General features: G+C 69.9%; 22 protein-coding genes and 1 pseudogene. 12 read left to right on the top strand and 11 right to left on the bottom strand.

Annotated elements, in window-relative coordinates; genetic code table 11:
* Positions 1-86: 86 nt before the first annotated feature.
* From AB0903_RS11770 to AB0903_RS11760, 3 genes are all read left to right on the top strand, one after another.
* Entirely contained in the window at positions 87-209 is a 123-nt protein-coding gene (locus tag AB0903_RS11770; protein ID WP_366701546.1) for a hypothetical protein, read from the top strand.
* On the top strand, positions 206-838 hold the full coding sequence (locus tag AB0903_RS11765) for a TetR family transcriptional regulator (protein ID WP_366701544.1): 633 nt from the start codon (positions 206-208) through the stop codon (positions 836-838). The genes AB0903_RS11770 and AB0903_RS11765 overlap by 4 nt, the downstream gene beginning before the upstream one ends.
* A 74-nt stretch (positions 839-912) precedes the next feature.
* Positions 913-2,676, top strand: coding sequence for an NlpC/P60 family protein (locus AB0903_RS11760; RefSeq protein ID WP_366701542.1), 1,764 nt, complete (start codon positions 913-915; stop codon positions 2,674-2,676).
* 202 nt (positions 2,677-2,878) lie between these two features.
* On the opposite strand, the gene AB0903_RS11755 is transcribed toward AB0903_RS11760, so the two are convergent.
* The 5 genes from AB0903_RS11755 to AB0903_RS11735 form a co-directional block, all read right to left on the bottom strand.
* Positions 2,879-5,257, bottom strand: coding sequence for a galactose oxidase-like domain-containing protein (locus tag AB0903_RS11755; RefSeq protein WP_366701741.1), 2,379 nt, complete (start codon positions 5,255-5,257; stop codon positions 2,879-2,881).
* 236 nt (positions 5,258-5,493) lie between these two features.
* Positions 5,494-6,696, bottom strand: a complete 1,203-nt coding sequence (locus AB0903_RS11750; RefSeq protein WP_366701540.1) for a glycosyltransferase family 2 protein — start codon at positions 6,694-6,696, stop codon at positions 5,494-5,496.
* The gene (locus AB0903_RS11745; protein WP_366701538.1) at positions 6,693-8,372 is read right to left on the bottom strand and encodes a phospholipid carrier-dependent glycosyltransferase; all 1,680 of its coding nucleotides are present in this window, start codon (positions 8,370-8,372) and stop codon (positions 6,693-6,695) included. Before AB0903_RS11745 ends, AB0903_RS11750 begins: the two co-directional genes overlap by 4 nt.
* Positions 8,369-9,640, bottom strand: coding sequence for a glycosyltransferase (locus AB0903_RS11740; RefSeq protein WP_366701536.1), 1,272 nt, complete (start codon positions 9,638-9,640; stop codon positions 8,369-8,371). The genes AB0903_RS11745 and AB0903_RS11740 overlap by 4 nt, the downstream gene beginning before the upstream one ends.
* A gap of 168 nt (positions 9,641-9,808) precedes the next feature.
* Positions 9,809-11,833 carry a thioredoxin domain-containing protein gene (locus AB0903_RS11735; RefSeq protein WP_366701534.1) on the bottom strand — a complete coding sequence of 675 codons (2,025 nt, stop codon included), beginning with the start codon at positions 11,831-11,833 and terminating at the stop codon, positions 9,809-9,811.
* Between the two features lie 243 nt (positions 11,834-12,076).
* On the opposite strand from AB0903_RS11735, the gene AB0903_RS11730 reads away from it, so the two are divergent.
* The 3 genes from AB0903_RS11730 (at position 12,077) to AB0903_RS11720 (ending at position 15,569) form a co-directional block, all read left to right on the top strand.
* Complete coding sequence (locus AB0903_RS11730; protein ID WP_366701532.1) at positions 12,077-12,643, top strand: Uma2 family endonuclease; 567 nt, start codon at positions 12,077-12,079, stop codon at positions 12,641-12,643.
* Between the two features lie 540 nt (positions 12,644-13,183).
* Positions 13,184-13,885, top strand: coding sequence for a universal stress protein (locus AB0903_RS11725; protein ID WP_366701530.1), 702 nt, complete (start codon positions 13,184-13,186; stop codon positions 13,883-13,885).
* A 13-nt stretch (positions 13,886-13,898) separates the two neighbouring features.
* Positions 13,899-15,569, top strand: a complete 1,671-nt coding sequence (locus AB0903_RS11720; RefSeq protein ID WP_366701528.1) for a cation:proton antiporter family protein — start codon at positions 13,899-13,901, stop codon at positions 15,567-15,569.
* Between the two features lie 64 nt (positions 15,570-15,633).
* On the opposite strand, the gene AB0903_RS11715 is transcribed toward AB0903_RS11720, so the two are convergent.
* The gene (locus AB0903_RS11715; RefSeq protein ID WP_366701526.1) at positions 15,634-15,960 is read right to left on the bottom strand and encodes a hypothetical protein; all 327 of its coding nucleotides are present in this window, start codon (positions 15,958-15,960) and stop codon (positions 15,634-15,636) included.
* A gap of 218 nt (positions 15,961-16,178) precedes the next feature.
* On the opposite strand from AB0903_RS11715, the gene AB0903_RS11710 reads away from it, so the two are divergent.
* Positions 16,179-16,649 carry a TrkA C-terminal domain-containing protein gene (locus AB0903_RS11710; RefSeq protein ID WP_366701524.1) on the top strand — a complete coding sequence of 157 codons (471 nt, stop codon included), beginning with the start codon at positions 16,179-16,181 and terminating at the stop codon, positions 16,647-16,649.
* A gap of 3 nt (positions 16,650-16,652) precedes the next feature.
* Positions 16,653-17,897, top strand: coding sequence for a cation:proton antiporter (locus tag AB0903_RS11705; protein WP_366701522.1), 1,245 nt, complete (start codon positions 16,653-16,655; stop codon positions 17,895-17,897).
* Between the two features lie 208 nt (positions 17,898-18,105).
* Here the strand turns inward: AB0903_RS11705 and AB0903_RS11700 are convergent.
* A pseudogene (locus AB0903_RS11700) lies at positions 18,106-18,393 on the bottom strand (cation:proton antiporter); the annotation flags it as partial.
* Between the two features lie 323 nt (positions 18,394-18,716).
* On the opposite strand from AB0903_RS11700, the gene AB0903_RS11695 reads away from it, so the two are divergent.
* Together AB0903_RS11695 and AB0903_RS11690 are read left to right on the top strand one after the other, a co-directional pair.
* Positions 18,717-18,917, top strand: coding sequence for a hypothetical protein (locus AB0903_RS11695; protein ID WP_366701520.1), 201 nt, complete (start codon positions 18,717-18,719; stop codon positions 18,915-18,917).
* 10 nt (positions 18,918-18,927) lie between these two features.
* Complete coding sequence (locus AB0903_RS11690; protein WP_366701518.1) at positions 18,928-19,323, top strand: signal peptidase I; 396 nt, start codon at positions 18,928-18,930, stop codon at positions 19,321-19,323.
* 72 nt (positions 19,324-19,395) lie between these two features.
* Here the strand turns inward: AB0903_RS11690 and AB0903_RS11685 are convergent, their stop codons facing one another.
* Both AB0903_RS11685 and mca read right to left on the bottom strand, forming a co-directional pair.
* A complete protein-coding gene (locus tag AB0903_RS11685) occupies positions 19,396-19,644 on the bottom strand; it encodes a hypothetical protein (RefSeq protein WP_366701516.1) in 249 nt (82 codons plus the stop codon).
* Positions 19,637-20,518 (bottom strand): mycothiol conjugate amidase Mca, encoded by an 882-nt coding sequence (gene mca, locus AB0903_RS11680; protein WP_366701514.1) that lies wholly within the window; start codon positions 20,516-20,518, stop codon positions 19,637-19,639. The genes AB0903_RS11685 and mca overlap by 8 nt, the downstream gene beginning before the upstream one ends.
* A 97-nt stretch (positions 20,519-20,615) precedes the next feature.
* On the opposite strand from mca, the gene AB0903_RS11675 reads away from it, so the two are divergent.
* Both AB0903_RS11675 and greA read left to right on the top strand, forming a co-directional pair.
* Positions 20,616-21,023 (top strand): DUF4307 domain-containing protein, encoded by a 408-nt coding sequence (locus AB0903_RS11675; RefSeq protein ID WP_366701512.1) that lies wholly within the window; start codon positions 20,616-20,618, stop codon positions 21,021-21,023.
* A 161-nt stretch (positions 21,024-21,184) separates the two neighbouring features.
* Positions 21,185-21,682 carry a transcription elongation factor GreA gene (gene greA / locus AB0903_RS11670; protein WP_366701510.1) on the top strand — a complete coding sequence of 166 codons (498 nt, stop codon included), beginning with the start codon at positions 21,185-21,187 and terminating at the stop codon, positions 21,680-21,682.
* 351 nt (positions 21,683-22,033) lie between these two features.
* On the opposite strand, the gene AB0903_RS11665 is transcribed toward greA, so the two are convergent.
* Entirely contained in the window at positions 22,034-22,885 is an 852-nt protein-coding gene (locus AB0903_RS11665; protein WP_366701508.1) for an ABC transporter permease, read from the bottom strand.
* Positions 22,882-23,910, bottom strand: a complete 1,029-nt coding sequence (locus AB0903_RS11660; protein ID WP_366701506.1) for an ATP-binding cassette domain-containing protein — start codon at positions 23,908-23,910, stop codon at positions 22,882-22,884. The genes AB0903_RS11665 and AB0903_RS11660 overlap by 4 nt, the downstream gene beginning before the upstream one ends.
* Positions 23,911-24,134 lie beyond the last annotated feature (224 nt).

Raw genomic sequence — 24,134 nt, 5'->3', positions numbered from 1 at the left:
GACCACGGGGACCCGAACCACATATTGACCCACACTTCCTTTTGAGAGTTACTGTCACTTGACACCAACTCTCCAAAGGAGGTGCGGTGGTGCTGCTGGCCTGCGGGATCGCCGCACTGATCACGGCGCTCCTCGCGGCGGCCCTGCTGCCGAAGGCGGCCGGCGCCCTCGCCCCCGTGGCCCGGCCGGGGGCCGATGCCCGACAATGACGACCATGGCCGGCACCGCACCTCTGCCCTTCGAACAGCACCAGCCCCCGCTGGGGCTGCGGGAGCGCAAGAAGCTCAAGACCCGTATCGCGATCCGCAAGGCCACGTACCGGCTGATCGCCGAACAGGGTTACGAGGCGACCACCGTCGAGCAGATCGCGGCGGCGGCCGAGGTCTCGCCCTCGACCGTCTTCCGCTACTTCCCCACCAAGGAAGACATCGTCCTCACCGACGAGTACGACCCGGTCATGGAGGCGGTGCTGCGGGCTCGGCCGGCCGACGAACCACCGCTCGAGTCCCTGCGGATCATCCTGGCCGGTGCCGTCGCCGGGATCCTGGAGAACGAGCCGGAGGAGATGCGGGTACGCACCCGGCTGATGCTGGAGGTCCCCGCCCTGCGCGCCCGGATGACCGAGACGATGGCCGAGACCTCCCAACTGCTCGCCCGCCCGATCGCCGACCGGGCCGGCCGGGAACCGGACGACCTGGAGGTACGGGTCTTCACCGCGGCCGTCATGGCCGCCCTGCGCGAGGCACTGATCCACTGGGGCGAGCGCGGCCAGCAGGACGACCTGGTCGCGCTGGTGAACCGCACGCTGGACGTGCTCGAGGGCGGCCTGCGGCTCTGACCGCCGGGCGGGGGCGGGAGTTGCGATCCGGGGCCGCCGTCACCGGCGGCGCCCCGCTACCCGATCATGACCACATGTCGAACACCTCACGGCGCGGTCTTCTGACCGTCTTCGCCGCCACCGCAGCCTCCGTACCGCTCGGCGCCCTGGCCACCACCCCGGCCCGCGCCGCCCCGGCCGCCCAGGGCGTCCTGGCCGCCGCACCGCTCGCCGCCCCGGCCGGGCTGGACACCGCCCGCTCGTCCGTGATTCAGGCCCCGCTGGACGCCTCGTACTTCACCCCGCTGACGCTGCACACCCCGCTCACCGCCACCGTGCTGCCGGGGACGCCGGCGCGTACCGAGATCACCTCGGACGGCGAACGCGTCGCACTGCTCACCCACGGCGCCCGGACGGTCGTACTGCCCGGCCCGGAAAGAACGTTCACCGAGAACAAGAAGCCCTACGCGGACGACTTCGCGCGCACCCTGCCCGATCTGTCGCTGCCCGCGGCGGAGCGCCGCTACTGGGGCAGCACACCGGGCGGCGGCAGCTGGTCCACGCTCGGGCCCGACGAGAGCGACTACTCGGTCGTGCCCGGCGCCGGCATCATCACCCTCAGCACCGACTACGCGAGCCGTCACGCCAGTGTGCGCGACGACGACATCACCGACGTCGACGTGCGCTCCGTGGCCCGCTTCGACAAGGTGCCGACCGGTCAGGCATGTTCGTACGCGCTGTCCTTCGGCTACCAGAACACCCACAACAACTACCGGGCCAGGCTCTCCTTCGTCACCTCGGGTGCGGTGCAGCTGCGGGTCGAGAAGGAGGTCGACGACGCGGTCACCCAACTGGTTCCGGCGCAGACCCTGGCGACGGACGTGCCCGCCGGGACCGACTGGACGATCCGGGTACGCCGCGAGGGGACCCGCATCCGGGCCAAGGCATGGCGGTCGGAGCTCGCGGAGCCGACCGCCTGGGCCGTCGACGTCGGCGACGCCACGTTCGGCGCCGGCCGGGTCGGCCTGCGGGCACTCGCCAACGACGGCTGCACCAATCTGCCCGTCAGGCTGACCGTCAGCCGCTTCCAGGTCGACGCCGCCACCTGGGAGGCGCCGCCCAGCGTCACGCACCGGCACTGGGTGCGGGTGCTGCCGGAGCCCTTCGACGGGAACTGGACGCCCGAACTGGAGGGGACGATACGCGGCTGGGCAGGCTCCACCGCCCCGGACGTCCTCGCCCACGCCGCCATGTTCCTGGCCGGCGCCCCCGCGGTGACGAGCGGATCGGGACCGGCGAAGGACAAGCAGGTGCTGGGCGAGGCCGGGTACGGCTACCTGAACCCGCAGGGCGACCGCTACGAAGGCGCCGACTTCCACGAGTACATGAACCTCGGCTGGACCTTCCCCGACGGCACCCGGACCGGACCGTCCAGCAAGCAGGGCGGCAACCTCGACTGCTCGGGCTACACGCGCATGGTCTACGGCTACCACATGGGCGTGCCGCTGGCCGCGGGCGAGGACACGTCCGGCACCCGGCTCCCGCGCAAGTCCCGGCACATGGCCGACCACGCGCCCGGGGTGCGCATCGACCGGACCGACGGCACCCGGCCGCCCGCCGCGGCGCAGCTGCAACCCGGAGACCTGGTGCTGTTCAACGCGGACTCGGGCGACGACGACGAAAGCGCCACGGTCGACCACGTCGGCATCCACCTGGGTGAGGACGCGGCCGGCCGGCGCCGCTTCCTGTCCAGCCGCAAGACCGTCAACGGGCCGACGATGTCCGACCTGGGCGGCGCGTCGCTGCTGGACGGCACGGGCACGTACGCCAGGACACTGCACACCGTGCACCGCATCTGACGCCGCGTCCGCACATCCGGCGCCAGGACGGGGTGCGGGGACGGCCCGCGAGCCGGGCCCCGGGGCAGACAGGGCTCCGGGGCACCCCGGGGCAGGCCCGGCTCCGGGCGCCACGGCACCCGGAGCCGGCCGCGCGAAGGGTGCGGGCCCTGTCCGCCGATCGGCGGACAGGGCCCGGGCACACTGGCTCACCGGCCGTCGCTCACCGCCTGCGTACGTCCCCCTTTCCGCACGCCACGCCGTCCCGGTTCGGATCGAGCCGCAGCGGGTCGTCGCCGCCGTTGACCTTCAGGCGGCCGTAGTCGTGCTCGGCCAGCCAGGCGCAACGGGCCGCGGTGGTCCGCTTCACCTTCTTGGGGAAGACGGTCGGGACGCAGACCCCCGCGTTGCCGTAGTGCCGGTCGCAACCCGAGATCTGCGGGTCGACGGACACCGAGTCCCGCTTCTTCAGCGGCTTCTTCGGCGCACTGCCCAGATCGTCCGCGAAGTCGTGGACATGCGCGGAGGGAGCGTCCGCAGAGGCCGCGGTCATGGCCTGCGGTCCGCCGAGGTGGACCCACTCGGCCACCGAGGGCACGCCGTTCGCGTCGACGGCGAACAGCATGTACCAGCCGGGCGGTGCCAGGTTCGGATTGCTGGTGACGTTGAGGTCGACGTTGTTGCCGTCGACGGTCATGGGCAGGTCGACGAAACGCTGGTTGGGGTCGGAGGAGTGGGTCACCGCCGCCGGGCGGATCAGCTCCGCCTTGACGATGGGCCGGTCGACCGTGATCCGCTGGGTGTCGCCGTAGGTCCACTCGCCGTCGATCACCGAAGTGATCTGCGGGCGCGGTCCCTTGAGCAGATACGGCGGTGTGTAGACCGACACGTTGTGGTTGTACGTGCCGTTGCCCGGGTTGTCGCCGACCGACATCACCCGCCCGTCGGGCAGCAGGAACGACGACGAGTGGTAGCCGCGCGGGACGGGGTCGGTCGCGAGCCCCGCCTCGTACGTGTTGGTCACCGGGTCGAAGAACGACGCCTCGTACACCGGGTCGGCCCGGTCGTGCAGGGCACCGCCGGTCTCGAAGACCCTGCCGTCGGGCAGCAGCACCGCGGAGACGTACATCTTGCCCTCGGCGCCGGTCTGCGGGCGGCGTCCCTGGCCCTGGTCGACCTCGCCCTGCGGCAGCAGCGGGCCGTGCACGTAGGCCGGATTCGGCTCCTTCAGGTCGATGATGTCGGTGTAGCGGTTGGCGACGGGGTTGGTCTCGTTGTTGCCGCCGCCGATGGTGAGCACCCGCTGGTCCTGCGCGGGCGGCAGCAGCACGCTCGCCGACTCGTCGCGCTCGTCCTTGGCCTGCAGGCCGGGCACGTCGGTGATGGTGTTGGCCTCGTAGTCGTAGATCGAGGCGCCGCTGCCGGATGTCCCGTTGCCGAAGACGTGGCTGCCGGAGTAGAAGAGCCGGCCGTCCTGCATCAGGATCATCGACGGGTACAGGCCCCAGTACGACCAGGTCTGGTTGACCTCGTTCATGGGCAGCCACTTGTTCTGCGCGGCGGAGAACTTCTCGGCCGTCACATTGCCGGTGGAGTCCTCCTTCAGACCGCCGAAGGAGATGACGTCACCGTTGCCGAGGATCGTCGCCGACGGGTACCAGTGGCCGCCGTTCATGTCGTTCGTGCGGGTGTAGGTCTCGGTCTCCGGGTCGAAGACGAACGAGTCCTTGAGCCCCTGGTAGCCGATCGTGCCGTCGGCGGACGGATAGCCCTTGTTGCCGGACATGATCAGGATCTTGCCGTCCTGGAGCTGCACATGGCCGGCGCAGAACATGTCGACGGGGGTGGGGATCGTACGGAAGGTGCCGGCCGCCGGGTCGTACACGGCCGATGTGAAGCTGCCGGCCTCGAAGAGCGCCGGGTCGTTGCCGGATCCCGCGATGACGAGGACCTTGCCGTTGTGCATGACCACCGAGTGCATGGAGCGCACCGGGTTCTGCACCGGCAGGACGTCCCAGCGGCCCTTCAGGCACTCCTCCGCCGTGCCCGTGCAGTCCGGTTCCGGGGCGGGGACCGTCACCTCCTCCATCACGTAGTCGTCGGTGGTGACGGAGCCGGTGCCGTACACCGAGACACCCCAGGCGATCCGCTCGGTGCCGGGCGGGACGGCGGGGGTGCGGACCTCGGCGCGCGTGTAGTCGGCGCTCATCTCGAGGGTCTTGAGGTCGGTCCAGTACTGCCAGCCGGCCGCCGTGTCGTACCGGAAGAGCGTGACGGAGGTGTCGGGGGTGGTGGACTTGTACCAGAGGGCCAGGTCGTACTGCCGTTCCGGCACCACGGTCGGCGCGCAGGCCGTGGTCTCGGTGATCAGGGCCTTGCGGTCGCCGTCGACACGGCGGGTCAGCGACACCTTCATCGCCTTCGTGCCCGAGTGCGCGTCGGCGACCGTCTCGAAGGTGTAGTCGTTGTCGCCCCAGCCGGACTTCGACCAGCAGGCCGGCATGTCAGCGGTGCCGGCCGTCTCGAAGCCCGGGTTGGAGATCAGGTTCGGCGGCCCGGCCTGGGCGGCATGCGGGGCGGAGACCAGCAGAGCCGTGGTCATGGCGGTGACGGCGAGCAGCGCGGTTCTGCGCCTGCGGCGGCGGGGGGTCCTGGTCGGTGGAGACATGGCGGTTCCCTTCGTACGGCTCTCTTCCAGAGGTCCCGGGGGTGACGGGGGGTGGTGCAGGTCCGGGGGTGAGGTCGGGTGGTGCAGGTCCCGGCGGGGCGCGTCGGATGGGTCAGGTCCCCCCGGGGGTGACGTCGGGTGGTTCACGTCCCGGCGGGCGCGTCGGATGGTCAGGTCCCGGCGGGCGCGTCGGTCCGCGCGACGCCGGCGGGGCTCCTCCTGCGGGGCAGGTAGACCAGCGCCTCCGTCGCGGCGAACCGCAGGACGAACGTGGTCAGCAGCGCCAGGGCCGTCGCCGGCAGCACCGCCATGCCGAGCCAGGACACCAACAGCGCGATCAGCGGGATGCGCAGCAGCAGATCCGCGTTGGCGAGCAGCGCGAAGCGGCCGGCCCGGTCCGCCCAGTGCCGGTGGCGTCTGCGATCGCGGAACAGCAACACCTCGATCAGCAGGAAGTTCCAGACCACCCCGAACTGGTTGGCCACGACCTCGGCCGGGAGGTAGTGCATGCCCCCACCGGTCAGCAGATCCAGCGCGAGCAGGTTCGGTACGAAACCCGTGAGGCCGATCAGCCCGAACGCGAACATCCTGGCCATCGGGGCCGCGGTGCGCAGCCCGGCGAGATGGCCGAGGAAGCGCGTCCCCTCCCTGGCCGTCGACTTGGACTCGCCGGCGAACCGGTCCTGAAAGACGAACGGCACCTCGACGACCCGCTCGGGGCGGCAGCGCACCGCCAGTTCGAGCAGGATCTTGCAGCCGAGCGGTTTCAGCGCGTCCGCCGTCACCACGCTGCGCCGGATCGCGAAGAAGCCGCTCATCGGATCGCTGATCCCGCGCAGCCGTCGCGGGAACAAGACTCTGGTCAGCCACGTCGCGCCGCGCGAGACGGCGATGCGGTAGCCGCCGGCGAGGCCCTCACGGCTGCCGCCGCGGATGTAGCGGCTGGCGACGACGAGATCCGCGCCCGTGTGCTCGCCCGCCGCCACCAACTCGGGAACGAGGGCGGGCGGATGCTGGAGATCGGCGTCCATGACGACGATCCAGCCGGACCCCGCCTTCCGTATGCCCTCCACGACCGCGCCGCCGAGCCCTCCGTCCGGGGTGTCCCGGTGCAGCACGTCGACGGGGAACGGGCAGTCCTGCGCGGCGTCGCGGATGACGTTTGGGGTGTCGTCGGTGGAGTCGTCGACGAACAGGACCTCGCAGGGCAGCCGCGCGGGCACCGACTCGGTCAGCCTGCGCAGCAGTTCACGGATGTTGCCCGACTCGTTGAACGTCGGGACGACGATGGTGACGGCGCCGGGCTCGGCGACCTGGGCACCGCTCAGCTCCGGATCGCCGAGTTCACCGGCGCCCGTACGGGGAGTGGTCACTGTGCGCCTCCAGCGGTGCCGATCCGGCGGATCTCGATGCGGTCCTCGCCCGTGCCGAAGACGGCGACCGGCGTCGAATGCTCCAGTGCGGACCTGACGTTGGGCAGGTCGACGGCGTCGCGCCGTACGGTCGGGGAGGAGACGACGTAGTCCAGGTCGCGCCAGCCGCGCGGCATGGTCTTCGTCACGGCCGGGTCGAGGTCCGCCTTGTAGAACCAGATCGCCCCGGTGCCGGGTTCGAAACCGTCGTGGACGAGATCCAGCCAGAGGGCGTCGTCCACGAGGACACGGGTCCGCGCCGGGTCGTCGACCTCGTGTCGCATCCACGCGGCGGCGGCGCGGTAGGGGGCATTGGCATCAACGGTGAGGGCGGCGCGGTTGCCTTCGTACCAGTGGGGCCCGACGTACGCGGCCGCGCCGGCGGCCAGCAGGCCGGCGAGGCCGAGTCGCGCGCCTCGGGCGAGGCGGCCCGACGCCGGCCGGCGCGGCCCGCCGGGCGGGAGTTGCCCGGCCGGCGCCCGGCGGAGCACGGCATGGGCCACGCTCGCCGCACCGCCCGCCAGGACCAGCGCCAGGAACGGCAGGGCCTGGATGACGTACATCGCCGGGAGATAGCCCGAGGGACGCATCGCGACGACCGCGAGGATCGCCACCACCAGCGCCGGGCCCGCCAGCGCGCGCGCCGTGACCGACCAGCCCACCGTGAGCAGCAGCAGCGCGGTACCGGCCAGCCCGCCGAGCGGCAGCACCGTGTCGTAGTACAGCCAGGAGCGGAGCACCCCGTTGGAGCCGGAGCCGTCGTCGAGGATGAAGCCCGAGCCCTCGCGGCTCATCTGGTACGTGATCCCGTCGATCAGCGACACATGGCCTTCGCCCGGGAACAGCTCGTTGTTCAGCAGCGCGAAGAGCGGGTACGACAGGCCGATCAGCGCGCATGCCGTGATCGCGCCGGTGACCGCGAACTTGCGGGTGTCGCGGTGGCTGTGCCGCCACATCGTCACCAGCAGCGCCGGCAGCACCAGCAGCATCGTCTCCTTGGTCAGCACGGAGACGGCGCCGGTGATGCCCGCGGCGAAGTGGTGCCACAGATGCCGGCTGGGCGAGGCCGCCAGGCAGAAGGCCAGCAGCATCCACATCACGGCGATGTTGTCGAGGAAGATCTCGCGCTGGAGCACGACGGAGAGCGGCGAAAAACCGAACAGGGCCATCGCCAGCGCCGCCGCCCAGCGCGGCAGGAACAGCCGGCGTGCCAACACGTACAGCAGCACCGCGCATGCCGCGCTGACCACGAGCATGGCGAAGCGCATGGAGGCGACGGTCATCGTCTCCGGCGCGATCAGCGCCGGTATCCAGGTGAGGAAGGCGATCTGTATCCAGCCGAGCGGCGGGTGGTCGTACCAGTACGTGTAGTGGGCGAGGCCGTCGCCCTGCTGGACCGCCCACGCCTGGGCGAGGTAGGTGCCCTCGTCGTCGCTGAGCGTCGGGAAGTGGGTGATGTTCCAGCCCTGGACGAGCAGGATCACGCAGAGCAGCGCCCCGCACAGCAGCAGGTCGGGCCGGGAGTTGCGGAACCGTACGACGGGGCGGGCGGGTGCGGGATCCGCGGGCGCCGCGGTCCGCGCAGGGGCGGGCGCCGGCTCCCTGGTGTCCGGAGCCGGAGGAAGGGTCGTCGTCACCGGCGGGCGTCCTCTCTGGTCTCGGTCGCCTCTGTGAGATGTGCGCCGACGTGGCTGGTCAGTTCCCACTCGTTACGGCCGCGCTGCTCCCGCCAGACGGCGCGCACGGCGGCGCCGGCGAGCAGGACCTGGTAGAAGGGGCCGCCGACGATGAGCTTGAGGTAGTGGACGCCGCGGACCCTCAACCCGTACTGCTTGCCGAAGTCGTGCAGTCCGACGATCTCGAAGACGAAGGTGACCATCGCCGTGATCAGCGGCAGGAAGGTCACGATGGCGATCCCGACGGGGACGTCGAGGAAGAGCGCGACGGCGACGTTGACCGGGATCACGACCCCGGAGTACGCCTGCAGGAACGGCGTCATCAGGGTGTAGCGGGCGAGCATCCGCTGCCCGCGCCCCGGGAGCTGCTTCCAGTCCTTCTTGCGGTAGACCTGTAGGAAGCCCTGGTTCCAGCGGGTGCGCTGCTTGAGCAGGCTCAGCAGCGTGCCCGGGGTCTCCTCCCGGGTGACCATGTCGCTGTCGTACGCGACGACGACCTTCTTGCCCACGGACGACAGACGCACGCCCAGGTCGCAGTCCTCCGCGAGGCACTCCGGGTCCCAGCCGCCGGCCTCGCGCAGCACCGGCGTGCGGACGAAGACGGTGTTGCCGCCGAGCGGGATGAAGCCCTTCTGCGCGTGCAGATGGAGTCTGCTGCGGAACCAGAAGAAGTACTCCAGGCAGTTGCGGAGGCTGTACCAGCTGGAGTGGAAGTTGATCAGCTGCACCCCGCCCTGCACCACGTCCGCCCCGGTGGAGGTGAAGGCGTGGTCGACGTGGGCCAGCAGCTCCGGGTGGACCTGGTCCTCCGCGTCGAAGACGCCGACGACGTCGCCGCGGCAGTGCGGCAGCGCGGTGTTGAGCGCCTTCGGTTTGTTCTTGGTCTCGTGCGTGTCGGTGATGACCCGCACCCGGACCGGGTCGCGCGCGGCGGCGCGTTCGGCGACCTCGGCCGTCTCCGGATCATCGTGGCCGACGATCACGATGATTTCGAAGTTGGAATGGCTGGATTCCAGCAGCCGCTCGATGGTGTGCTCGAGTACCGCCTGCTCGTGGCGGGCCGGCAACAGGAGCGAAAAGGACAACCCGACCTCGCCTTGCGGGCGGTCGAAGCAGGTCGCCGCGAGCGTCTCCGGCGTGCGCCAGGCGTGCATCTGCCACCACAGCGTGAACGCCGCCATCCAGAACAGCGCCAGCGAAATGGACGCGACGAGCAGCGACAACAGCATGGAAAGGCCCCCTGCCCCCGGTGCCGCGGCAGGATCCCCTGTCCGTCGGCACGTACTTCCCCCTCGCGCGTCACTCCCCAGTACGCACGCCTTTGCTTGTGCGTTCAGGACAATAGAGGCGGAGGGTTTCGTTCCGGAGCCTGTCCAATGAATTCAGGTGTTCTTGTCCTAGACGGTGAGTTTTCGGACAAGTTCTGATGCGTTTGTGGTCGGTGAATCGCACACGAAACCGCGGCATACGTACGCCGCCGAACTACCGTTCACCAAGGGCCGGTCCCGCAGCAGCGGGAACTCGTCACTGTCAGGCTCCCCCGCCGCCACCGCCGCACCCGGTGCGGTGCCCATCAGCGCCGTCAGATGCAGCTCGCGCGCCGCCGGATCGCCCGCCCCGCCGACGACAGCCACCCCGCGCGGCCCGTCCAGCAGCGCCTCCGCCACCGCGAGCCCCCACCCCGTGAACCGCGGAACCCGCGGCCCGAGCGCCTTCACCACACCGAGCGCCCCTTCGGCGGCGGTGCGGTGCGCCTCGGAACCCGTGTGCGCCGCGTACAGCAGCAGCGCGCCCGCCGCCGCCGACCAGCCGGACGGGGCCGCGTTGTCCGTAGGGTCCTGCGGACGGCGGATCAGCCGCTCCGCGTCGTGCGCCGTGTCGTACAGCGCTCCGCCCTCGCCGGTGAACCGGTCGATGACCATGTCCAGCAGGAAACCGGCGAACTCCAGCCAGGAACCGTCGCCCGCGACCGCCGCCAGCGCCAGGAAGCCCTCGGCGACATCCGCGTAGTCCTCCAGCACACCGGCGTGCGGACCGGCCCTACCGTCCTTGGAGGTACGGGCGAGGCGTACGCCGCCGGCCGAGAAGTCCATGTGCACCCGGACCAGCAGATCCGCCGCCTCGGTGGCCCGCTCGACCAGATCGGGCCGGTCGAAGTACGCCCCGGTCTCGGCGAGCGCGGCGATCGCGAGCCCATTCCAGGCGGCCACGATCTTGTCGTCCCTGCCGGGGTGCGGGCGCTGCTCCCGAGCCGCGAGCAGCCTGTTCCTGATGCCCTGATCGGCTTCCCCGTGCGGCAGTTGCAGCACGCAAGCGCCTCCCTCGAAGGTGCCCTCCTCCGTCACGCCGAACAGCCGGGCCGCCCGCGTCCCGTCCTCGTCGCCGAGCACCTCGCGCAACTGCGCGGGCGTCCACACGTAGAACGCGCCCTCGGCGTGCCCGCCCTCCGGCGTGTCGCTGTCGGCGTCCAGCGCGGAGGCGAACCCGCCCTCGGCCGTGCGCAGTTCCCGCACCATGAAGTCGGCGGTCTCCAGCGCCACGCGCTTGGCGAGTTCGCTGCCGGTGGCCCGCCACAGGTGGGCGTAGACGCGGCACAGGAGCGCGTTGTCATAGAGCATCTTCTCGAAGTGCGGTACCAAAGGCCCATCCGGCCTCGGCGTGAGTACGTACCGGTGGAACCCGCCTCCCACCTGGTCGTACAGGCTCGAACAAGCCATCGCGCCGCACAGCCCCTCTGCCATCTCCAGCGCCGCCACGGAACCGGCACGCGCGTGGTGGCGCAACAGGAATTCGACCACCATCGACGGCGGGAACTTGGTGTCTCCCTTGAACCAGCCGCTCGCGGGGTCGATGTCCCGGGTCAGTTGGAGGAGCGCCAGGGCCTGAGTCTCCTCGGCGGGCAGCCCTGCGGACTCGATACTCAGCTCCCGCCCGGCAAGGTCCCTGGTGATCTTCGCGGCGACTTCGCCCACCTCGTCGCGTCGACTCGTCCACGCGCTGTGGACGCCTTCGAGTACCTGCCGGAAGGACGGCATCCCATGGCGGGGCTCGGGCGGGAAGTACGTGCCGAAGTAGAACGGCTCCCCGTCCGGCGTCATGAAGACGGACATGGGCCAGCCGCCCTGTCCCGTGGCGGCCTGCACCGCCTCCATGTAGACGGCGTCGACGTCGGGCCGCTCTTCACGGTCCACCTTGACGGACACGAAGTGCTCGTTCATGTATGCAGCGGTGTCGTCGTCCTCGAAGGACTCGTGCGCCATGACGTGGCACCAGTGGCACGCAGAGTAACCGACTGATAGCAGAACGGGCACATCGCGCCGTCGCGCTTCCTCGAAAGCCTCCGGCCCCCAGGGCCACCAGTCGACCGGATTTTCAGCATGCTGAAGCAGATAAGGCGAGGTCGCACCAGCCAACCGGTTCATACGATCCAGCCTCTCACGCCGCCCAGCCCTGACGGCTCAGCCCGCAAGCCCTCTGCCCTGCTTGGCCGATTCGCACTCATGCGCCATCACGTGGTGGATGCGGATCGCCCCCTTTTGTTCCCAGGCTGCCCCTGCGGACGATGGGCTTCTGCTCCGGTCCAGAGCCGGTGCCTCGACTGGGAGGGGCAGTACGCTGAGCCGAGGAGCACCGGACCTGACGAGCATCCTCGAAGGAGGTACGCCATGACCGCCGAGATGGTCGCACCCGCGTGGATGCACACGCAGATCAGCGCGGAGCAGTACGACTCCTGGTCCGAGGAGCAGTGCGCCGGCATTGAGATCGTGGACGGGATGGTCGTCGTGAGCCCGAGCGCTTCCAAGCGCCACAACCGGCTGGCCCGGCTCACGGCCAACGCCCTGGACGCCGCCGCAGGTCAGGACTGGAACGCGGACACGGACTTCGACGTCCGCCTACAGGACGTACCTCTCACCAACCGACGCCCGGATGTCATCGTGTACCGGGCGGAGACCATCGACCTCACGCCCACTCGTCCGGAGCATGTGCTCCTCGTGGTCGAGGTCGTGTCGCCGGGCTCGGAGACCACTGACCGGATCGTGAAGGTGGACCAGTACGCCAAAGCCGGTATCCCCTTCTACTGGCGCGTCGAACAGGCTGCCACCGGCGTTCCGATCGTCTACACCTACGTTCTCGACCCTGCCAACAGGACCTACCGGGACGGCGAAGTGTTCACCGGCGTAGTGAAGGCCACCGCGCCATTCGCCGTCACGGTCGACCTTGGGGCCATGTGAGGAACGAAGAAGCTCATCCGGTTGCGACGCTTCGCCGAAAGCTCCCGCATCACGGATCTCCGCGACACGCCCCTCCCCTTGTCCTCCTGAGCGACGTAAGCATGCGACCCGCATCGTCGCCTGGGCGCGGCCCGACTGCGCCACCGAGTCGTGGCGCACGATGCCGAAGCCGTCGGGGCAATGAGCGATCAGACCGAGCCCGCGGCAGGCCACACCTGCCTTCCCAGCCGCACCCCTCGGCTGTCGCCCCAGCGCCCGCGACGGCGATCGAGTCGGGCTCCTCGCCGTAGCCTGGAAGCAAAGCCTTCAGGGAGCCCGGTGATGGCGGCGAGCGCGGCGGTGCCCGGACCGGTGTGGGTGGCGACCGACCTGCCGGATCGCTCAGCGCACGCCGTCGGTAGGGCTGCTCAACTCGCTTGTGCGCTTGCGATGCCGTCGCGCCCCGTAGCTCTTGCACGGAGTCAGCTCGGCGGGGACCCTGGGGCGATGCCCGTGGTCCGTTCACGCCTTATCGCGCGGATCCGCCGACACACTGAGGGTGTGCGGGTGCAACCGATGGTCCGCCAGAGCCAGGACGGCACCGATCTGTGCGACGCGCTTGCGGGCGGGGCGGCGAGTCTGTTCGTGATCGCGGCGTGCGGCGGGCAGCAGCCGGGCAGTGGTCGTCCGGACGCCGTTTCATCGGGCCTGGTGCGGGTCAGCCGTGTGCCCTTCCTGATGGTTCGCACACCTCCGGAGCCGCCTTACCGCCGCGTCCTCTTCGCAGTCGACGGGACGTGGACCTCTCTGGCGGCGGCCCTGGCAGGGGCCCGGCTCACACCGGACTCGGAACACTTCATCGTGCACGCCTACGTGGTGCCGGGAGAGCACCTGCTGGTGATGCGCGGCATGGACGCGGGTGGGACCGCCGAGCTGCGTCGTGCGGCCGCCGCTCAGGTCCGGCCGTCCGTCGAACGGATGGCGGCCGCGCTGCGACCGCGGCCCCCGCGGGTCGTCGTCACTGCTGGGTGCCCGCGGACGGCTCTGCCCGACATGGCACAACGCTACGGAGCGGATCTCGTCGTCGTCGGTACGGGCGGCCGCTCACGGCTCGGCTGCGCCTTGCTCGGCAGCGTGGCTCAGGATGTGATGGCGCGGGCACCATGCGATGTCCTCGCCGTGCCTGTCGTCCGCCACGACCGCGCCCCGAAGGCGCAAGCTCTCGCTCCTGGTCACCCGCACAGCAGACCGTCCCCTTCGTGAACGGCCCCCGCCCATGGAAATGCACGGCTTCGCCCTCTTCGCAGCCGTCCTCGCCCTGGCCGCTGCCGTGGGGCTGGTGGCCACATGGCTGCGGCAGCCGCTGATCGTCGCGTTCATCGGCGTGGGCATCCTCGTCGGGCCAACGGGCGTGGGGTGGGTGGAAACGGAGGGCACCCTCGAACTGCTCGCCCAGCTGGGCATCGCGGTGCTGCTGTTCCTCGTGGGCCTGCGGCTGGACCTCCATCTGATCCGCACCACCGGGCCGATCGCCCTGGCCACGGGCCTGGGGCAGGTGGTGTTCACCTCGGTGATCGGCTACCTGATCGCCATCGCCCTCGGCATGGGAACCGTCACGGCGATCTACGTCGCTGTGGCGCTGACGTTCTCCTCCACGATCATCATCGTGAAGCTGCTGTCCGACAAACGGGAGCTGGAACAGCTCCACGGCCGCATCGCGGTCGGGTTCCTCATCGTCCAGGACATCGTCGTCGTCCTGGTGATGATCACTCTGACGGCCGTCGGCCAGCAGTCCGGGGACAGCGTGGCATCCGACATCGCCGGCGTCTTCGCCAAGGGCCTGGGGCTCCTCGCCGGCATCGCGGTCCTCATGCGCTGGGTGCTGCCCTGGCTGCTGCACCGCGTCGCCCGGTCGCAGGAGCTCCTGGTCCTCTTCGGCGTCGCGTACGCCGTGCTCGTCGCCGCCGTGAGCGACTGGCTCGGATTCAGCACCGAGGTCGGCGCCTTCCTGGCCGGGGTCTCCCTGGCGACCACACCGTACCGCGACGCCCTCGGTGCCCGGCTGGTGAGCCTGCGGGACTTCCTGCTGCTGTTCTTCTTCCTCGAACTCGGGGCCCGCCTGGAGTTCACCAACGCCGGTCAGCAGATCACCGAGGCGGTGATCTTCTCGGTCTTCGTCCTCGTCGGGAATCCCCTCATCGTCGTCGCGATCATGACGCTCATGCGCTATCCCGTCCGCGTCGGCTTCCTCGCCGGCCTGACCGTGGCGCAGATCTCCGAGTTCTCCCTCATCCTGGCGACCCTCGGGCTTTCCCTCGGCCACATCACCGGAGCGACCGTCAGTCTGATCACGGTGGTCGGTCTCATCACGATCGGCGGCTCCACCTACCTGATCTACTACTCCCACCAGATCTATGCCCGCCTCGAACGCTGGCTGAGCAAGCTGGACCGTACCGACCGCCGCAAAGCCGCCCATCCCGCCGGTGCTCATGCGGACCACGACGTCATCCTCTACGGGCTCGGCCGCTTCGGCGGACTCCTCGCGACCGAGCTCGCGCAGGCCGGCCACCGGGTTCTCGCGGTCGACTTCGACCCGCACCGCGTGGCACGGAACGACCGACCCGGTGTCACCGCCGTCTTCGGTAGCGCGGAGGACGTCCACTTCCTGGAGAGCCTGTCACTGTCCCGGGCCCGCTGTGTGGTCAGCACCATCCCCCTGCTCGACACCAACAGAGCGCTGTTGCACGCGCTGCGGCACCACGAGTACCGGGGTAGGACGGCACTCACGGCGCACACCTCCCGCGACGCCGAAGCACTCCAGGCGGAGCCCGGAGCCGACCTCGTCCTCCGGCCGTTCGCCTACGCCGCGTCGAGCGCCGCCGAGGCGCTGCGCAACCTTCTGGGGCCCGCGGGCGGATCCGACGGCGACGGACGGGGCTCGGCCTGACACCGGACGCAGTGATCCACACGATCTCCCGGTCGCAGCCGTGGAGCGGGTGTGGCCACTGCGGTTACGCCGTGGGGCCCGGACGGTAGTACGCGGCGCGGGCGTGCCGCAGGCGGGCGAACACGGTTCCGACGCCTGCGGCGAGGAGGAGGAAGCCGAGCCGTCGCCAGTCGTAATGGACGGCCCAAGAGAATTGGCCCGGCGGTGGTACGGCGAAGAGGCTGAAGAACGCCCAGCAGACAAGTGCGGTGCCCGGGGCGGCGGTGAGACGCGCGGTGACCCCGAGCACCGCGCAGAGCACGCTCAGGGAGACAAGGTCCAGCCACGGGTCACCCTGGCCGTCGAGCAGATTGTGACGGCGTGAACCATCCAGCTGGAAGCGCGGACTCAAGCATCCGACGGCGAGAGGTATCAGGGAACGGCTTCCCCAGCAATCGAGACACCCGCACCTTCGAGTGCGTGGGCAGCAGCCAGCACTTGTGCGATTTTGGATGGAATCAGACGTTTTGTTGCCCAGGTAAAGTAATCGCCAAGACGTCACCCTCGCGTGATACGTCTCCGTTTCCGCGTCATCCACGGCCAAGGAGTTCCGCTGTGCCCGCTCCGCGTATGAGCAGTACGCCACTGCCCGGGATCGGGGTCCGGTACGACCTCACGACCCGTGAGGACCGCCGGCTGTCGGTGGTCGCGCACCGCGAGGGCGGGCGCGTCCTCAGTGCCTACCGAAGAGACGATCCCGACGAGTGCGCCCTGTCGGTAAAGCTGACAGCCGGTGAGACGGAGGCGCTCATCGACGCGCTGATGCCGTCCCACCACAGCCCGAACCTGCTGTCCACCACGGACCTCGGCCTGGTCGCGGAGCGGGTCGAGCTGTCGTCGACCTCGTACTGGAACGGGCGGCATCTGGGTGACACGCGGATGCGGACCGAGACGGGCGTCTCGATCGTGGCCGTCCTGCGCAGAGCGGACGCCATTCCGTCGCCGGGGCCGGAGTTCCGGCTCGCCGGCGGGGACACTCTGATCGTCATCGGCACCCGCGAAGGCGTGGACGGCGCCGCCTCGATACTCGGCAGGGAGTGATCCGTGCACTCGTCCGCCATCTTCCTGATCGAGTTCGGTGCGATCATCCTCGGCCTTGGCCTGCTCGGCCGTATCGCCGGACGGCTGAAGTTCTCCCCCATTCCCCTGTATCTCCTGGCCGGGCTCGCCTTCGGTGAGGGCGGACTGTTGCCGATGGGCGCGAGCGAGGAGTTCGTGGCGATCGGCGCCGAGATCGGCGTCATCCTGCTCCTGCTGATGCTGGGCCTGGAGTACACGGCCAGCGACCTGGTCTCCAACCTCAAGACTCAGTACCCGGCCGGTCTGGTCGACTTCACCCTCAACGCCCTGCCCGGCGCCGCCATGGCGCTGCTGCTCGGCTGGGGGCCGGTCGCCGCCGTTGTCCTGGCCGGCGTCACCTGGATCTCCTCCTCCGGCGTCATCGCCAAGGTGATGGGCGACCTCGGCCGCCTCGGCAACCGCGAGACCCCTGTCATCCTGAGCATCCTGGTCCTCGAAGACCTCGCCATGGCCGTCTACCTCCCCATCATCACCGCCCTGCTGGCCGGGGTGAGCCTGGCCGCCGGAAGCCTCACCCTCGCCATCGCCCTCGGCGTCGCCGGCCTGGTGCTCTTCCTCGCCCTGCGGTACGGACGGGTCATCTCCCGCTTCGTCTCCAGCGACGACCCCGAGAAGCTCCTCCTGGTCGTCCTCGGTCTGACCCTGCTGGTCGCAGGCATCGCCCAACAGCTCCAGGTCTCCGCCGCCGTCGGCGCGTTCCTCGTCGGCATCGCCCTCTCGGGTGAAGTCGCCGAAGGCGCCCACAATCTCCTCAGCCCCCTGCGGGACCTGTTCGCGGCCGTGTTCTTCGTCTTCTTCGGCCTGCACACCGACCCCGCCAGCATCCCGCCGGTGATCGTTCCGGCCCTCGCCCTGGCCGTGGTCACGGCCGCCACGAAGATCGCCACCGGGTACTTCGCGGCCAAGCGCGCGGGAATCTCGGCGAAGGGCCGCTGGCGCGCCGGTGGCACGCTGGTGGCACGCGGCGAGTTCTCCATCGTCATCGCGGGCCTCGCCGTCACCGCCGGCATCGAACCCGCCCTCGGGCCGCTGGCCACCGCCTACGTTCTGATCCTCGTCATCATCGGCCCGCTCACCGCCCGCTACACCGAGCCCATCGCCATACGGCTCACCGGCGGCAAGCGCCGCGCCGGTATGGACGGGGGCGTCAATCCGCCGAAGGAAGAAATGCTCCACCCTGTGGAAGACGGCACCGGCGGCCGGGCGTGATCACGGCATGACCGAGGTCCTGGGCAACCCTCACAGACCGCGGCACCGTGCATGTCCTGGCGGCTGTGGCGATCTACCTCGGCGGAGTGGTCGGCTTCGCCAGAAACCTGGCCCCGGGCCCTGAACCGCGTTGCGGGCTGGAGGCGGGAGAGCGAAGACCATCCCGCCTCCAGCGCCGCCGTTCTTACCCTCCTGATCGTGACGTGGCCCCTGAGCGCACCGTGAGCCCGAGCAGGGCGCCGACGACGAGCTGGTAGAGGACGTTGCCGGCGATGTGGGCCGGGTCGGGAAGGTCTGCGGCGGCGGTGCTGAACACCAGGACGAGGATGATCGTGGGTGCGTCGTTGAATCCGGACTCGGCCTCCAGCAGGCCGGTGACCTTCTGCGGGAGCGGCAGGGCGCGCAGTACGGCGAAGACGGCGGCGGCGGCGGAGACGATCGCGCCGAGCAGCAGCGCCAGGTGCCAGTCCATCCCGAGCAGCCAGTGCACGCCGGCCTCATCGAGCCCTGACCCCGCAGCCAGCCGCCTCAAAGACCGATCGGCCTCATGGCGGGCACCCGGACCCCAACAATTCAAGGGTGCCGGCGAGTGCGGTCCGGGCGACAGACTCCCCCCGGCACCGCCTCGCCCAAGCCCTGGGTGCCAACGTCAACACCTGCTGGGGTTACGGCCGGTGCACCCGGTGTCCTGGTGCTCCTCCGTGGCCATGCCCTCCCCTGCATGCCACCCACCCATGTCGCTGGCATCGCAAACCACCACCTCGGCCGCCGCCCAGGTCAACTTGCCCAGCAGCCCCCACAATCGGACCAGCGGCACGTGTGGAGCAGTGCACGAGCCCCGGGCTCGGCAGGGACCAGGGCTCCTGCGAGCACCAGGTGCAGGCAGGGACGGCGTCGCGTGAATCGCTGTCGGCTGGCCTGCCCTCCAACGCAACGCTGGGCGTATGGCAGCAGGTCGTCACGGATCTGGAACGCGAGACGCTGCCCGCCCGCGGCCGGGCCCACCGCCGGACCGGGTAGCGTCGCGCGTATGCGGGACGACGCGGACGGCGGCGTGTACGTGGGCAACGCGGGCAAGGACGCCGCGCTGGACCACGGGTGGCTGCTCGGGCACTTCAAGGTCGCCGGCGATCCCCGGCACAGCGAGGCCGTGGAGATCAAGTGGGGCGTCCATCCGCCCGGTGAGGAACGTGCCGGGTGGGTGGCGGGCGAGCGGCGGACGGCACTGCTCGTCCTGATCAGCGGCCGCTTCCGGGTGCGGTTCCCCGGCCGGGACGTCCTGCTGGAGAAACAGGGCGACTACGTGGTGTGGGGGCGTGGCGTGGGCCACTCGTGGGTTGCCGAGGAGGAGTCGGTCGTTCTCACGGTCCGCTGGCCGTCCGTACCGGGGTACGCCGCGGCGCGGACCGGACGGGCGGGGCCGTGAACGGCACGCGTCGTGACTCCACGGCACCCGGACGGTGCCGTGGAGTCACGACGGCGAAGACCGTCCGGCCCGTCAGGCCGCCGAGCCGCCGGTCTGCTTCCGTGAGGCACCGGCGGCCGTGTCCGGCTCCGGCTTCTCCTGGAAGTTCACGCGGCCCATGTGGCGGTTCATGGACTTCATCAGGGCCCACACACCCACCGCCAGCGCCGCGAAGACGAGGAAGCCCAGGACTCCCGGGGTGACCTTGTTCTCGTCGAGCTCCTTGGCGAGGGTGGCCATGTGAGTCATTGCGAGGTGTGCGCTTGCGCTCATGTCAGGCATTGTCCCGGATGCCCGCGAAGAGGTCGTCCTCGGGGAGGGAGGTGTCGACCAGCGACCTGGCCAGCTCGTACTCCTCGGTCGGCCAGACCTTTTTCTGGATCTCCATCGGGACGCGGAACCAGCCGCCCTCGGGGTCGATCTGCGTGGCGTGCGCGATCAGCGCGCGGTCACGGGTCTCGAAGAAGTCGGCGCAGGGGACGTACGTGGTCAGCGTCCGCTCCTCGCGCTGGAACTCCTTCCAGCGCTCCAGCCACTCCCCGTACGGGGACTCCAGGCCGCGTTCCAGCAGCGCCTCGTGGAGGGCGACGGTGCGGGGGCGGTTGAAGCCCTGGTTGTAGTAGAGCTTCCGGGGGCGGTACGCCGGGCCGTACTCGGACTCGGGGAACTTCTCCGCGTCGGCCGCTCCGTCGAAGGCCACCATCGTGATCTTGTGGGTCATGATGTGGTCGGGGTGCGGGTAGCCGCCGTTCTCGTCGTAGGTCGTGATGACCTGCGGACGGAAGTCGCGGATCCGGCGCACCAGTTCACCGGCCGCCTTGTCGATGTCCTCGAGGGCGAAGCAGCCCTGCGGCAGCGGTGGCAGCGGGTCGCCCTCCGGCAGGCCGGAGTCGACGAAGCCGAGCCAGTCCTGCTTGACGCCGAGAATCTCCCGGGCCTCGTCCATCTCCTTCCGGCGGACCTCGTGGATATTCTCCTCGATATAGGTGTCACCCTGGAGCTTCGGATTGAGGATGGAGCCGCGCTCGCCTCCCGTGCAGGTCACGACCAGCACGTCCACCCCCTCGGACACATACTTGGCCATCGTCGCCGCGCCCTTGCTCGACTCGTCGTCGGGGTGGGCGTGCACGGCCATCAGTCGCAGCTGCTCAGTCAAGACTCGATCCTCAATGAATAGTCGCGTCGTGCAACTTCTATAGTGACGGAATCGGCGCCGGGAAAATTCCTGCCGCCGGCGCTCGAAAGGAACGATCATGGCGGTTGCCGGTGACAAGCTCCCCCAGGGGCGCTACGGGCGATCCGCGGACGAACGCGCGGACCGCACGCTGCGGATCGTCGGCGCCGTGCTCGGCGCCGCCCTGCTCGCCCTCGTCGGCTGGTTCGGCTACCACCACGTCGCGGGCACGAAGATCAGCGCCGAAGTGATCAAGTTCGATGTCAGGGAGGGCGCCGACGAGGTCCAGGTGCACCTCGAGGTCCGCAAGGACGAGCAGGCGACGGGCAGCTGCACGCTGCGGGCCCTCGCGGAGGACGGCGGCGAGGTGGGCCGGCTGGACGTGCGGATCGGCCGGCAGGGCGAGAGCCGCGTCGACGAGGTCGTGAAGATCCGTACGACCCGGCAGGCGACAGCGGCCGAGCTGCTGGGCTGCAGCGCCGCGTGATCACCGGCACGCCGCGCTGATCTGGGATTCTTCGTCTCCCACGGTTTCGTCCTCCCCCTTTCGCGCCGGAATTGTTAGGCTCGTGGTTTCGCCCGCCCAGGGAGGAACATCCTTCTTGGTAGGGCGATGCTTTGTATTCCCAGTACCTACGAGGAGCACCTGTGACCCAGACCAGCGACAACGTCACCTGGCTTACCCAGGAGGCGTACAACCAGCTCAAGGCCGAGCTGGAGTACCTGTCTGGTCCCGCGCGCACCGAGATCGCCAAGAAGATCGAGGCTGCGCGTGAGGAGGGCGACCTGCGGGAGAACGGCGGGTACCACGCGGCCAAGGAGGAGCAGGGCAAGCAGGAGCTCCGTGTGCGCCAGCTGACCCAGCTCCTGGACAACGCGAAGGTCGGCGAGGCCCCGGCGGACGACGGCGTCGTCGAGCCCGGCATGGTCGTCACCATCGCGTTCGACGGCGACGAGGACGACACGCTGACGTTCCTGATGGCGTCCCGCGAGTACGCGAGCACGGACATCGAGACGTACTCGCCCCAGTCGCCGCTGGGTGCCGGCGTGAACGGCAAGAAGGTCGGCGAAGACGCGGAGTACGAGCTGCCGAACGGCAAGGTCGCCTCTGTGAAGATCCTCGCGGCCAAGCCGTACTCCGGCTGAGCCGCCGGACGGACGGCGACAGACGGCACGAAGGGGCGGGACCGCGCGAGGCGGCCCCGCCCCTTCGCCGTCGTGCGGCCGTGGCGCGGCCACTCGGGCCTTCCGCCGGCCCGCTGCTGCCGGACGGCCGCGGCCCGGGGGGATCCGGCAGAGCGGTACGCGGGGCAGCGCGCGGCGTCTTTCCGGACCCGTCCGCACCGCCCCGGAGCGGCGGACTGCTCCTGCGACGGCTGCTGCCCGGCCCCCTGCGTCGCTCCGCCTGATGCCCGGGAACGGGCGGGGACGAGGAACGCGCGAGGGGCCGGGCCGCATGGTGCGGTTTCTGCCGGTCCGGCCCCATCGGTGTGCCGGTCAGGCCGTCGCGGAGCGGTACTTGCGGACCGCGAGCGTACGGAAGACGACGATGATCACTACGGACCAGATGATCGACGCCAGCACGGGGTGCTGCATCGGCCAGGCGTCCGACTGCGAGACACCCGGGTTGCCGAACAGCTCACGGCACGCCTGGACGGTCGCGCTGAACGGGTTCCACTCGGCGATGTGCCGCAGCCACGGGGTCAGATTGCTGGAGTCCACGAACGCGTTCGAGATGAACGTGACCGGGAAGAGCCAGATCAGACCGCCGGACGTGGCTGCCTCCGGCGTGCGCACGGACAGGCCGATCAGCGCACCGATCCAGGAGAAGGCGTAGCCGAGCAGAAGCAGCAGGGCGAAGGCGCCCAGCGCCTTGGGGATGCCCTCGTGGACCCGCCAGCCCACCAGCAGGGCGACGACGACAAGGACGACGACGGTGAGCGCGGTCTGCACGAGGTCGGCGAGCGTACGGCCGGTGAGGACCGCGCCGCGTGCCATGGGCAGCGAACGGAACCGGTCGATCAGGCCCTTGTGCATGTCGTCGGCGATGCCCGCGCCGGCCCCCGCCGTGGCGAAGGTGACGGTCTGGGCGAAGATGCCGGCCATCAGGAACTCGCGGTAGACCTCCGGGGAGGTGGAGTTCCCGATCTGCATGGAGCCGCCGAAGACATAGCTGAACAGCACCACGAACATGACCGGCTGGATCATCCCGAAGATGATCATCTCCGGGATCCGGGTCATCCGGATCAGGTTGCGCTTGGCGACGACGAGCGAGTCGTTCACCGACTGGCCGATGCCGCCGCGGGGCTTGGGGGCCGCGATCGGGGCGGCTTCCACCTGGATGCTCACTGCGCGGTCTCCTTCCTGGACTTCCTGCCGTGGCCGGGCTTGTCGGTCACGGCTTCCGCGCTCTCGCCGTTGGCCTCCTCGGCTGCCTCTGCCGCGTGGCCGGTCAGCGAGATGAAGACGTCGTCGAGGGTGGGGCGGCGCAGGCCGATGTCGTCGATCTCGACGCCTCGGGCGTCGAGATCGCGGATGACCTCGGCGAGCAGTTTGGCGCCGCCGATGACCGGGACGGTCAGCTTGCGGGTGTGCTCGGCGATCGCGACGTCGCCCTTGCCGTAGGAGGCGAGGACCTCGCGGGCGGGGTCGATCTGCTCGCGCTCGTGCACGACGACCTCGACGCGCTCGCCGCCGGTGCGGGCCTTGAGCTGGTCGGAGGTGCCGCGGGCGATGACCTTGCCGTGGTCGACGACGCAGATGTCGTCGGCGAGGTGGTCGGCCTCCTCCAGGTACTGCGTGGTCAGCAGCAGTGTCGTACCGCCGCCGACGAGTTCCTGGATGACCTCCCACAGCTGCTGCCGGTTGCGCGGGTCGAGGCCGGTCGTCGGCTCGTCCATGAACATCACGGGCGGCGAGACGACCAGCGCCGCGGCCAGGTCGAGCCTGCGGCGCATACCGCCGGAGTACGTCTTGGCGGGGCGGTCGGCGGCGTCGGCCAGGTTGAAGCGCTCCAGGAGCTGGAGCGCTCGCGCCTTCGCGTCGCGGGCGCTCAACTGGTAAAGCTGTCCGACCATCTGGAGGTTTTCGCGGCCGGTCAGGTACTCGTCGACGGCGGCGAACTGTCCCGAGAGGCCGATGGACCTGCGCACCTCGTTGGGGTGCTTGAGCACATCGATGCCGGCGACTACGGCGGAGCCGCTGTCGGGCTGGAGCAGCGTGGTCAGTACACGCACGGTCGTGGTCTTGCCGGCGCCGTTGGGGCCGAGAAGTCCGAGGACCGTGCCTTCGGGGACGTCGAGATCGACGCCGTCCAGTGCCCGTACATCGCCGAAGGTCTTGACAAGACCCTCGGCGTAGATGGCGCCTGGCATAGAGCTCTCCCAAGGTGACGGATGAACTGATGGTTCCGTGCGACGTGCTTGGTGCGTGGTCGTCCCGCGCTTGGCGGGAGCATGGCAGGACCCTCACTGTAACGCGATACATCGCGTCACTCAATCGTTCGGACGGATTCACGATGTGTCGCGTCGGCTGCTCGCGAGCCGGTGTCGCGAACTGCGAGCGTGTGTCGCGAAAGGCGCGCGGGTTCGCAGGAGGA

The sequence above is a fragment of the Streptomyces sp. NPDC048389 genome (genome assembly GCF_040706335.1).
In the GTDB taxonomy this organism is placed as follows: domain Bacteria; phylum Actinomycetota; class Actinomycetes; order Streptomycetales; family Streptomycetaceae; genus Streptomyces.
The sequence above is the reverse complement of the archived record's forward strand: the minus strand, read 5'-3'. Positions and strand labels throughout refer to the sequence as shown.

What these genes read in the sequence shown, in the direction of transcription:
- AB0903_RS11765 (WP_366701544.1), top strand. Translation starts at nt 206, where the DNA reads ATGACGACCATGGCCGGCACCGCACCTCTGCCCTTCGAACAGCACCAG.
- AB0903_RS11735 (WP_366701534.1), bottom strand. Translation starts at nt 11,833, where the DNA reads ATGAACCGGTTGGCTGGTGCGACCTCGCCTTATCTGCTTCAGCATGCT.
- AB0903_RS11660 (WP_366701506.1), bottom strand. Translation starts at nt 23,910, where the DNA reads ATGCCAGGCGCCATCTACGCCGAGGGTCTTGTCAAGACCTTCGGCGAT.
- AB0903_RS11685 (WP_366701516.1), bottom strand. Translation starts at nt 19,644, where the DNA reads ATGCCTGACATGAGCGCAAGCGCACACCTCGCAATGACTCACATGGCC.
- AB0903_RS11755 (WP_366701741.1), bottom strand. Translation starts at nt 5,257, where the DNA reads ATGACCACGGCTCTGCTGGTCTCCGCCCCGCATGCCGCCCAGGCCGGG.
- AB0903_RS11740 (WP_366701536.1), bottom strand. Translation starts at nt 9,640, where the DNA reads ATGCTGTTGTCGCTGCTCGTCGCGTCCATTTCGCTGGCGCTGTTCTGG.
- AB0903_RS11690 (WP_366701518.1), top strand. Translation starts at nt 18,928, where the DNA reads ATGCGGGACGACGCGGACGGCGGCGTGTACGTGGGCAACGCGGGCAAG.
- AB0903_RS11675 (WP_366701512.1), top strand. Translation starts at nt 20,616, where the DNA reads ATGGCGGTTGCCGGTGACAAGCTCCCCCAGGGGCGCTACGGGCGATCC.
- AB0903_RS11710 (WP_366701524.1), top strand. Translation starts at nt 16,179, where the DNA reads ATGAGCAGTACGCCACTGCCCGGGATCGGGGTCCGGTACGACCTCACG.
- AB0903_RS11730 (WP_366701532.1), top strand. Translation starts at nt 12,077, where the DNA reads ATGACCGCCGAGATGGTCGCACCCGCGTGGATGCACACGCAGATCAGC.
- AB0903_RS11720 (WP_366701528.1), top strand. Translation starts at nt 13,899, where the DNA reads ATGGAAATGCACGGCTTCGCCCTCTTCGCAGCCGTCCTCGCCCTGGCC.
- AB0903_RS11760 (WP_366701542.1), top strand. Translation starts at nt 913, where the DNA reads ATGTCGAACACCTCACGGCGCGGTCTTCTGACCGTCTTCGCCGCCACC.